Below are 9,322 nucleotides of genomic sequence, written 5' to 3'. Positions count from 1 at the left end.
CGAGGCCTATGCCTCCCTCAACCTGTCGCATGCGGTGGCGATCTGCCTGCACGCGTTGCAGGCCTGCCGCACACAGCCTCTGCTGCCCGCCATCAGCCCAGTCCCAGCCACCACGAACGACGTCGAGCTTTGCAACCGCGGCGCCCTAGAAGCTGCCTTGGCGGATGCTGAGGCACTGCTCCTGGAGGTGGGTTTCCTCTACCCCCACACGGCGGCAGCACGCATGGCCAAGCTGCGGGCACTGCTGCAACGAGCCCAGGTGCAGGAGCCGGAGGTGGCGCTGCTGCGGGGCATGGTGCGTCAACTGCGCTGGGCAGCCCAGCGGGAGACCCCTTAACGTCCGGTCCGATCGCCAGCAGGCAGCACCCGTGAGCGCGAGCCGCCCCAAACGCTCCAGCAGCACCCCGGGATGGGGCGGGCCGCTGCGCCTGGTGCTGCGGCTGGCCGTGATGGGAATCGGCCTGGGCGTCATCACCGGCACCACCTTGAAATTGCTGGCGCCGCAACTAGCAGGCGGATCCAACCCTGCGGCCTCTGGCAAGGCAGCGCCGCCCCTGCTGCCCAGCGCGCAACCCCTGCCGCGGGGCCTGGCCCTCGGGCGGTTTGAGCCCAAAACTGAACTCACCGCGGTGAGCCAGAAGTGGGCCCAGCTGGCCGCGCGCCACAAAGACCTGCAAGCCAGCGGCTACCTGCTGGTGCTCGACGACGGGCGCTTCGCCCAGCTGCTGCCGGATCAGGCGATGCCGGCCGCCAGCTCGATCAAAACGCCGATCCTGCTGGCCGGGCTGGAAGAACTGGATGCCGGCAAGCTGCGCTGGAACGAGCCCCTAGCCCTCACCAAGGAGGTGATCGGCGGCGGCGCCGGCTGGATGGCCAACAAACCGGTGGGAACGCGCTTTCCCTTCTGGGAGGCGGCCACCGAGATGATCCGGGTGAGCGACAACAGCGCCACCAACCTGTTGATCAAGCGCCTGGGAGGGAAAGTTGCCCTGAACGCCCGCTTCCAGGCCATGGGCCTCACCGCCACGGTGGTGAACAACTGGCTGCCCGACCTTGACGGCACCAATACCACCAGCTCCCTGGATCTGGCTCGCTCGATCGCCATGGTGGATACCGGCGAGATGCTGAGCCCCCGTGCGCGCGATCTGTTTCGCGGCGTGATGGGCACCTCACGCACCAACACCCTGCTGCCGCTGGGTCTGCTGATGGGCTTGGGCGGCGACTCCGCTGACCCCGACAGCGCCCTGCTGGCCCACGGCGTAACGGTGCTCAACAAAACCGGCGACATCGGCATCGCTTATTCCGACGGTGGGCTGATCGAGCTGCCCAACGGCCAGCGGGCCGTGGCCGCTTTCATGGTGAAAGGTCCCTTCAACGATCCCCGCTCCACCGACCTGATCCGCGCCATGGCCGCTGAGGTGGCCCGGGCCCTGATCGGCAAGCCGGGCGGTACTGCACCTGCTGCAACCCGATGATCCTGCCCCTGCTGCTGGCGGCCGCACCGGCTGCCACCACTCCAGCAGCCCCTGCTCCGCCCCCACCGGTCCTGCGGCCCCAGACCGTTGCGCCGCTACCGGGCGGCCTGGATCAGGTGCTGGTGGTGAACGACAACAACCCCGAACTGATCTCGGGGCCAGGGATCCTGCTCTCCACCTTCCCCAGCGTGGGCCGGCCCAAGCCCGATGCCCATCTGGATGTGGCCCTGAACGGTCGTTTTGATCTGTTCAGCCACCACGTGTATGCCGGTAAGCCAGGCAGCCTCGATTCCACCCTGTGGCTGGCCGTGGTGGCCGAACCCCGCAGCAGCCAACCGGTAACGCTGCAACTCTTGGGCGGCTCCACAGCCCTGTCGCAAGCCACCGACAAGCAACAACCGGAGGCCCCCTTCCTGCCTCTACCGGCAGTGATGCCCCAAGACGGGCACGTGTACAGCGGCCCCGGCAGCCGCGTGGCCACCGAACTGCTGGCCCGCCAGCGCAACGCGCTGATCCCCGAGCGCTGGACCCTGGCGCCGGGGCAGCTGAGCACGCTGCTCGTGCTGCCGATTCCGGTGAAAGGGCTCGATCCCCTGCTCAATGGCCGCAATCTGCAGTTGCGCCTGCAGAGCTCGGGCCCGGTGAGCCTGGCCACCCTGGCGGCCTACGGCAAAGGGGATCAACCGCCGGCGGCGAGCAGCTGGGCGGAGTTGCTCAATGGCGGCCTCAGCCCCAAGGAGCACCAACCCACCCCGCGCGGCGCCAGCGGCCGGATCGTGTATTCCCGCGTCAGCGGTGTGCAGATCGGCAGCATCTGGAACGGCACGATCACCGATCCCGGTAAGCCCTACCTCTCGGCCAGCCGCGCCCCGATCTCCTGGCCGATCGCTTCGTTGGATCGGGGCAGCCTCGGCACCAGGCAGGTGCAAACCGCCGAGCTCAAAGCCTTCTACCCCGGCACCGCCTGGGCCGCCCACGGCAACTACGGCGTGGAATACAACGTGGCGATTCCGCTGCGCAACACCGGCAGCAAGCCCGTGCAGCTGGAGCTGGCCTTCGAATCACCGCTGAAGAGCGATCAGGCCCAGGGCGGGCTGCGCTTCAATCCCGAGCCGGGAAAGTCGGTGATGTTCCGCGGCACAGTGGAGGCCAGCGGCCTCGACGGTGACAACGGCGCAGCCGCCGGCCGCCGCAGTTTCCACTTGGTGCAGCGGGTGGGTCAGCAGGGGCCAACCCTGGGCACGGTGAGCCTGGCTCCGGGGGGCAGCCGGCAGCTGCGAGTGCGGCTGATCTACCCGGCTGATGCCACACCGCCGCAGGTGATCAGCCTGCTGCCTGTGAAACAATCCCCAGACCAGCCATCCGTCTCCCACTGATGCAAGCCCGCAAGCGCAGGGTCTTCCCCTTCACCGCCATCGTGGGTCAGGAGGAGATGAAGCTCGCCCTGCTGCTCAACGTGATCGACCCGCGCATCGGCGGCGTGATGATCATGGGCGACCGCGGCACGGGCAAGAGCACCACGATCCGCGCCCTAGCCGATCTGCTGCCCGAGATCGACGTAGTGGCGGGTGACCCCTACAACAGCTCGCCCTCCGACCCCGATCTGCAGAGCAGCGAGGTGCGCCTGCGGGCCGAGCACGGTGAGCAGCTGCCGATCGAGCAGCGCCAGGTGCCGATGGTGGACTTGCCCCTGGGCGCCACGGAAGATCGCCTCTGCGGCACGATCGACATCGAGAAAGCCCTGAGCGAGGGCGTGCGCGCCTTCGAGCCCGGCCTGCTGGCCAAGGCCAACCGCGGTCTGCTGTATGTGGACGAGGTGAACCTCCTCGACGACCACCTGGTGGACGTGCTGCTGGATTCGGCCGCCTCCGGCTGGAACACCGTGGAGCGCGAGGGCGTGAGCGTGCGCCACCCGGCCCGCTTCGTGCTGATCGGCTCCGGCAACCCCGAGGAGGGCGAGCTGCGCCCACAGCTGCTTGATCGCTTCGGCATGAGCGTTGAAGTGCGCACGGTGCGTGATCCCGAGCTGCGCGTGCAGGTGGTGGATCAGCGCACCTCTTTCGACAACGACCCCGACGGCTTCAACAACGCCGTGCAAACCACTCAAGACGCCTTGCAGGCGCGGGTGGTGGAGGCGCAGAACCGTCTGCCCCATGTGCAGATCGACGATGATCTGCGCATCCGCATCTCCGCCATCTGCGGTGAACTGGATGTGGATGGTCTGCGCGGCGACATCGTGACCAATCGCGCCGCCCGCGCCCTGGCCGCCTTCGAAGGCCGCACCGAGGTGACCGAAGACGACGTGGCCCGCGTGGCCGCCTGCTGCCTGCGCCACCGCCTGCGCAAGGACCCACTGGAGCAGATCGACTCGGGAGACCGCGTGGTGAAGGTGTTCTGCAAGGTGTTTGAGCGCCCCGAATCCAGCGACCGCGGCGCCTTCGAACTGGCCCTGGCGGCCTGATGCAGCGCCGGGGGCACCGATGGTGATCCTCGGCCTCGACCCTGGCCTGGCCCGTGTGGGCTATGGCCTGATCCAAGTGGATGGCAGCCCGGGCCGGGGCCGCCAGATCCTGCTCGATTGCGGGATCATCCGCACCGATCCCGGCCGCAGCGAAGGGGAGCGGATGGTGGAGATCGCCCGCGACCTGCGCCAGCTGATCCGCGCCTGGCGGCCGCAGCTGGCGGTGGTGGAGAAGTTTTTCTTCTACCGCTCCAGCACCACCATCTCGGTGGTGCAGGCCCGCGGCGTGCTGATGATGACGCTGGCGCGCTTCCAGATCCCGGTGTTGGAATTCCCGCCGATGCAGATCAAGCTGGCCCTTGCGGGGCACGGTCACGCCGAAAAAGACGACGTGCTTGCGGCGGTGATGCGCGAGCTGAACCTCGACACTCCGCCACGGCCTGATGACGCCGCCGATGCCCTGGCAGCAGCACTCACCGGCTGGTTCCAGCGATGAACCCCGACAGCACGGGAAGCACCAAAGCCAAGCTCCGCCAGCTCTATCGCGAGCGACGGCTGCAGCATCTGCCCGCCGCCGAAGCTGGCATGCAAGCGGCTGCCCTTGCTCTGGCCGAGCACCGACAGGACGAGCAACGGCTCGGGCTGTATTGGCCTCTGAAGGGTGAGGCCGACTTACGGCAGCTGGCGGAACACCCCTGCCTGCGCGATCACCTGGCCCTGCCGCGGGTGGCAGGCGGGCATCTGCGCTACCGGCAATGGCAACCTGGCGCGGCCCTCAGCCCCGACGACACCGGTATTCCCGCACCAGAACACGGCCCAGACCTCGAAGCCAGCGCCCTGGGCCTGCTGCTGGCCCCTGCCCTGGCCTTCGACCAGCGCGGGTTCCGCCTGGGCTATGGCGGCGGCTGGTTTGATCGGCTGCGCAGCGATCCGCAGTGGCAGGCCATCCCCGCCCTGACGGTGCTGCCAGCCGCCTGCTTGGTGGCAGAGCTGCCGCGGGAGCCCTGGGATGTGCCTTTTGCCGGTTGGCTCGATGAGCAGGGCATCCATTGGTTGCAAGCTGTTTAAACCTCACCCACAGCCACGCGGCTCTGATCAGGGTTTGGCAAGATCACTACAGGCAAAGACCTCAGCTGTGGATCTCCAGGCCAACGACGCGTTCCAGTCCTCCAGCAATGCCAACCGGCGGACTCCCGGCATCCGCGTGAACCGGGGCACTGCAGCCGAGCAGGTGCTGGCCGCTGAGCTGAGTGGTCGCCAGGAGAGCGGCGATGCCCTGGCGATGATGGTGAGCTCGATGGTTCATATGGTGCAGGCCGGCAAAACCCGCAGCGCCGGCAACCGCTGGTCGGCCTGAATCCCAGGCGCTTAGCTGGCTCAATCGTTCCACGGCATCGCGATGACGCAGCCCACCACCACAGCTCTGCGTGCTTTGGCGCTGGCGTTGCTACTGAGCCCTGCAGCTGCTCAGGCGCACGGCATTGAAAGCAGCCTCACAAGGCTGGAATCCCTCACCGACAGCCTGGTGTTGGAGAGCCGCTTCTCCAATGGCGAGCCCACCAGCGACGCTGTGGTGCGCCTGGTGGGCCCGGACGGCGAATCCCGCGAGATCGGCCGCACCAATGCGCAAGGCCAACTGAGCTTCGCGCTGCCCAAACAAGCCAATGGCGAGTGGGAGCTGCAAGTTGATGGGGGTCCAGGGCACCGCGACTACCTGGAGATGCCCGTGCAGCAAGGGCAGGCCAAGCTCGACCAGATCAGCCAGCACTCGCACGGCTCAACCTCTATGGGCTGGCTCGGCGCCCTGGGTGCGACTGCCATGCTGCTGGGAGTCCTGCGCATTCGTCGTCACCGTTGATGGCCACCGGCAGCGAAAAGCTCGATCAGATCGTTGAACGCCTCAAAGGCACCGCCGATCCCAAACGCCGATACGAATACGTGCTCTGGTTGGCGAAGAAGCTGCAGCCGCTGCCTGATGAATTCCGCAACGACGCCTTCAAAGTGAAGGGCTGCGTGTCGCAGGTGTACGTGGTGGGGCAGCTGGTGGAAGGGAAACTCCACTGGCAGGGCGATTCTGATGCCGCCATCACCAAGGGGCTACTGGCACTGCTGATCGAAGGGCTCGAAGGGCTGGATCCCGCCGCTGCCGCCGGCATCGATCCTGCCTTCCTCAGCGAAACGGGCTTGCAGGCCAGCCTCACGCCCTCCCGGGCCAATGGCTTCCTCAACATCCTCAAGGTGATGCAGGCCCAAGCCAGCGCCCTAGCAGCGAGCTGAAGGCTCCGGCGAACCGGCCGATTTCTAGGATCGATCCTTTCATGGATTGGGCGGCATGACCATCGGCATCGGCTTGCTCGGGCTTGGCACGGTGGGAGCAGGCGTTGCCGAGATCCTGCTCAACCCTCAGGGCCGCCATCCGCTGGTGGGGCAGCTGGTGCTTCAACGCGTGGCCGTGCGCGATCTGAACCGGCCAAGGCCGGTGCATCTTCCTGCCGAGATCCTCTGCACCGATCCGCAGCAGGTGGTGAACGACCCTTCGGTGGACATCGTGGTGGAGGTGATGGGCGGTCTGGAGCCGGCCCGCAGCCTGATCCTCGCGGCCATCGCCGCGGGCAAGCCGGTGGTAACGGCCAATAAGGCCGTGATCGCCCGCTACGGAGAAGAGATCGCCGCCGCTGCCGCCGAGCGCGGTGTGTATGTGCTGATCGAGGCCGCCGTGGGCGGCGGTATTCCGATCATCGAACCGCTCAAGCAATCGCTGGGCGGCAACCGCATCCAGCGGGTGAGCGGCATCATCAACGGCACCACCAACTACATCCTCAGCCGCATGGCGGATGAGGGCGCCGCCTATGGCGATGTGCTGGCTGATGCCCAGCGCCTGGGCTACGCCGAAGCCGATCCAGCCGCCGACGTGGAGGGCGGTGACGCCGCCGACAAGATCGCGATCCTCTCGGGCCTGGCCTACGGCGGCTCGATCGAGCGCAGCGCCATCCCCACCGAGGGCATCAACCGCCTCGATTCTCGGGATGTGAACTACGCCGCACAGCTCGGCTATGTGGTGAAGCTGGTGGCCACTGCCCAGTGCCTCGGCACCGACACCGATGGAACCGTGCAGCTGGATGTGCGCGTTAACCCCACCCTGCTGCCCAAGGAGCATCCCCTGGCAGGTGTGCACGGGGTGAACAACGCCATCCTGGTGGAGGGTGATCCGGTGGGCCGGGTGATGTTCTACGGACCCGGCGCCGGCGCGGGCCCCACCGCCTCGGCAGTGGTGGCCGACATCCTCAACATTGCCGGCATCCGCGAAGCCTCAGGCCAGGGCGGTGGCCTTGATCCACTGCTGGCAGCCAGCCGCTGGCGCACCTGTCGCCTGGTGGATCCTGGGCAGACGCAACACCGCAACTACTTGCGCTTGCAGACCGGCGATCAGGCCGGGGTGATCGGCCGCATCGGCAGCTGCTTCGGCGATGAGGGCGTCTCGATCCGCTCGATTGTGCAATTCGAAACCAGTGGTGATAGCGCCGATGCGGAGATCGTGGTGATCACCCATGAGGTGCAGGAGGCCAAGTTCCGCCGTGCCCTCGCCGCGATCAAGGCTCTGCCGGATGTGAAGGCTGTGGCGGCATGTCTACGCACGCTCTGAGCCGGCGTTGAGGCAGATTGGACACAAAGCGAGAACCACCCCGCGCCCCAGCCCCATCCGAATCCGCTGACGCAGCGCTTGCTTTGTAGCGACGAGAACCTTTGATCAGCCCATCGCCGAGAAGGCTGCTGTCCGGATCCTCTTTTCTCTCAACGCCACCACCGCTCTGTTTCACACCAGACCCATGACCCTGCATCAGGGTGATTGCATCACCCTCACCAGCGACGAAAACCTTTATCAGGTGATCGGCGTCGACGATCGCCACAACCGCTGCTGGGTGCGGCGCTGGCCCCTGGCCCGCCACGGCTCACCCGTGTTTGAAATTTCTCTGCAGCAGGTGGCCAGTCAGAGCCACCATCACCCCCCTCGCCTTGTGCATGGGGCTTGAATAAGCGGGCTTGCCCGCAACCTTGACCCGCCGACCCCTGTTCCGCTCAGCCCTGGCGGCTCTGCTGCCGGCCGTGGCTTTGCTGTCCGGCTGCCAGCCCCCTCATCCCAACGGCCAGCTGGTGGTGGCCAGCAAAAGCAGCCTGGCCTCGGTGGATCCGGTAGATGTGACCACCCACGCCGGCCTACAGCTGCTCAGCGCCGTCGGTGATCCGCTCTACACCGCAGCCGCCGATGGCCAACTGAAGCCGCACCTGGCCACGGCTGTACCCCAGATCAGCCCGGATGGCCGCAGGGCTCGCATCCCCCTGCGGCGGGATGTGCTGTTCCACGACGGCAGCCGCTTTGATGCCGCGGCCATGGTATTCAGCCTGGAGCGCTTCCGCAGCCTGGCCAAGATGGGCTACCTGCTCGATGACCGCATCAGCAGCGTGCGGGCCAGCGGGCCCTATGAGCTGGAGCTGCAGCTGAAGCGCCCCTACAGCGCCCTGCCGGCCCTGCTGAGCTCGATCAGCCTCACGCCGCTCTCGCCCACGGCCTACCGGCAGCACCAAAGCCAATCCCTGGCGGATCGCTTCGTCGGCACCGGCCCCTACCGGCTGGTGAGCAGCACCCCCCAGAAACAAACCCTGCTGCCCTTCGAGCGCTACTGGGGTCCTCCGCCCCGAAACCGCGGCCTGCATTTAGTGACGCTCAGCAACTCCACCGCCCTGTTCGGCGCGCTGGTGAGCGGCGAGGTGGATGTACTCACCTCATCCGGCATGGACAGCGACCAGCAGCGCGCCCTGGCGCAGCGCGCCCAGCAGGGGCGACTGGTGGAGGGGATCGGCCCAGCCGGGGAAATCGGCTATCTCACACTGCTCAGTGATCGCCCACCCCTCAATCAGCCGTTGCTACGCCGGGCTGTGGCCCTGAGTCTGGATCGTGAGCTGATCAGTCAGCGGGTGAGTTACGGCATCCGGGCTCCGCTGCGTTCGCTCGTGCCGCCGCCGCTGGCTGGTTCAGAGCCGCCGGCCTGGCCGGCCTACAACCCCACAGAAGCGCGCCAGCTGTACCAACAAGCCGGGTACTGCCAGGGGCGACGCTTCACCCTGCCGCTCACCTTCCGCTCCAACGTGCCGGCCGACAAGTTGTTTGCCCTCACCTGGAAAGCACAACTGCAACGCGACCTGAGCGACTGCGTGGCGTTGGAGATCACAGGCGTGGAATCCACCACGGCCTACCGCCAGCTGGCGGATGGCGCCTTCCCGATGATCCTGTTCGACTGGAGCGCCGATTACCCCGATCCCGACATCTACCTGGCGCCGATGCTTGCCTGCAGCAAACCGAAGGGCCAGCAGTGCCTGGAGGGCAATG

The 9,322-nt window shown here is 67.0% G+C and carries 11 protein-coding genes and 1 pseudogene; all 12 read left to right on the top strand.

Translation table 11 applies throughout. From position 1 onward, the window contains the following. Positions 1-337 (top strand): annotated as a pseudogene (locus ACIQ2E_RS09280) (RNA methyltransferase); the annotation flags it as partial. Between the two features lie 31 nt (positions 338-368). Then, positions 369-1,475: a serine hydrolase gene (locus ACIQ2E_RS09275; protein ID WP_398329331.1), complete on the top strand. Its 1,107-nt coding sequence runs from the start codon at positions 369-371 to the stop codon at positions 1,473-1,475. Further along, a complete protein-coding gene (locus tag ACIQ2E_RS09270) occupies positions 1,472-2,851 on the top strand; it encodes a DUF3370 domain-containing protein (protein WP_398329328.1) in 1,380 nt (459 codons plus the stop codon). Before ACIQ2E_RS09275 ends, ACIQ2E_RS09270 begins: the two co-directional genes overlap by 4 nt. After that, positions 2,848-3,936 carry a magnesium chelatase ATPase subunit I gene (bchI, locus tag ACIQ2E_RS09265; RefSeq protein ID WP_398329334.1) on the top strand — a complete coding sequence of 363 codons (1,089 nt, stop codon included), beginning with the start codon at positions 2,848-2,850 and terminating at the stop codon, positions 3,934-3,936. Before ACIQ2E_RS09270 ends, bchI begins: the two co-directional genes overlap by 4 nt. Positions 3,937-3,955: 19 nt before the next feature. After that, positions 3,956-4,432, top strand: coding sequence for a crossover junction endodeoxyribonuclease RuvC (gene ruvC / locus ACIQ2E_RS09260; RefSeq protein WP_398329325.1), 477 nt, complete (start codon positions 3,956-3,958; stop codon positions 4,430-4,432). After that, positions 4,429-5,004: a 5-formyltetrahydrofolate cyclo-ligase gene (locus ACIQ2E_RS09255; RefSeq protein ID WP_398329322.1), complete on the top strand. Its 576-nt coding sequence runs from the start codon at positions 4,429-4,431 to the stop codon at positions 5,002-5,004. Before ruvC ends, ACIQ2E_RS09255 begins: the two co-directional genes overlap by 4 nt. A 67-nt stretch (positions 5,005-5,071) precedes the next feature. Then, positions 5,072-5,293: a hypothetical protein gene (locus ACIQ2E_RS09250; protein ID WP_398329320.1), complete on the top strand. Its 222-nt coding sequence runs from the start codon at positions 5,072-5,074 to the stop codon at positions 5,291-5,293. A gap of 42 nt (positions 5,294-5,335) precedes the next feature. Next, positions 5,336-5,794: a hypothetical protein gene (locus tag ACIQ2E_RS09245; RefSeq protein WP_398329317.1), complete on the top strand. Its 459-nt coding sequence runs from the start codon at positions 5,336-5,338 to the stop codon at positions 5,792-5,794. Continuing rightward, positions 5,794-6,213: a SufE family protein gene (locus tag ACIQ2E_RS09240; protein ID WP_398329314.1), complete on the top strand. Its 420-nt coding sequence runs from the start codon at positions 5,794-5,796 to the stop codon at positions 6,211-6,213. Before ACIQ2E_RS09245 ends, ACIQ2E_RS09240 begins: the two co-directional genes overlap by 1 nt. Positions 6,214-6,268: 55 nt before the next feature. Beyond that, positions 6,269-7,579, top strand: coding sequence for a homoserine dehydrogenase (locus ACIQ2E_RS09235; RefSeq protein ID WP_398329311.1), 1,311 nt, complete (start codon positions 6,269-6,271; stop codon positions 7,577-7,579). Positions 7,580-7,763: 184 nt separating this feature from the next. Continuing rightward, positions 7,764-7,967, top strand: coding sequence for a hypothetical protein (locus ACIQ2E_RS09230; protein ID WP_010303705.1), 204 nt, complete (start codon positions 7,764-7,766; stop codon positions 7,965-7,967). 22 nt (positions 7,968-7,989) lie between these two features. Further along, positions 7,990-9,322: ABC transporter substrate-binding protein (locus ACIQ2E_RS09225; protein WP_398329307.1), on the top strand; the 1,333-nt coding region annotated here is incomplete at its 3' end.

Origin of the sequence: Vulcanococcus sp. (assembly GCF_044369115.1) — a bacterium.
Classification (GTDB): Bacteria; Cyanobacteriota; Cyanobacteriia; order PCC-6307; family Cyanobiaceae; genus Vulcanococcus.
Note: the sequence above shows the minus strand (reverse complement) of the source record. Positions and strands in the feature narration are given on the sequence as shown.

What these genes read in the sequence shown, in the direction of transcription:
- ruvC (WP_398329325.1), top strand. Translation starts at nt 3,956, where the DNA reads ATGGTGATCCTCGGCCTCGACCCTGGCCTGGCCCGTGTGGGCTATGGC.
- ACIQ2E_RS09235 (WP_398329311.1), top strand. Translation starts at nt 6,269, where the DNA reads ATGACCATCGGCATCGGCTTGCTCGGGCTTGGCACGGTGGGAGCAGGC.
- ACIQ2E_RS09270 (WP_398329328.1), top strand. Translation starts at nt 1,472, where the DNA reads ATGATCCTGCCCCTGCTGCTGGCGGCCGCACCGGCTGCCACCACTCCA.
- ACIQ2E_RS09230 (WP_010303705.1), top strand. Translation starts at nt 7,764, where the DNA reads ATGACCCTGCATCAGGGTGATTGCATCACCCTCACCAGCGACGAAAAC.
- ACIQ2E_RS09245 (WP_398329317.1), top strand. Translation starts at nt 5,336, where the DNA reads ATGACGCAGCCCACCACCACAGCTCTGCGTGCTTTGGCGCTGGCGTTG.
- ACIQ2E_RS09240 (WP_398329314.1), top strand. Translation starts at nt 5,794, where the DNA reads ATGGCCACCGGCAGCGAAAAGCTCGATCAGATCGTTGAACGCCTCAAA.
- ACIQ2E_RS09255 (WP_398329322.1), top strand. Translation starts at nt 4,429, where the DNA reads ATGAACCCCGACAGCACGGGAAGCACCAAAGCCAAGCTCCGCCAGCTC.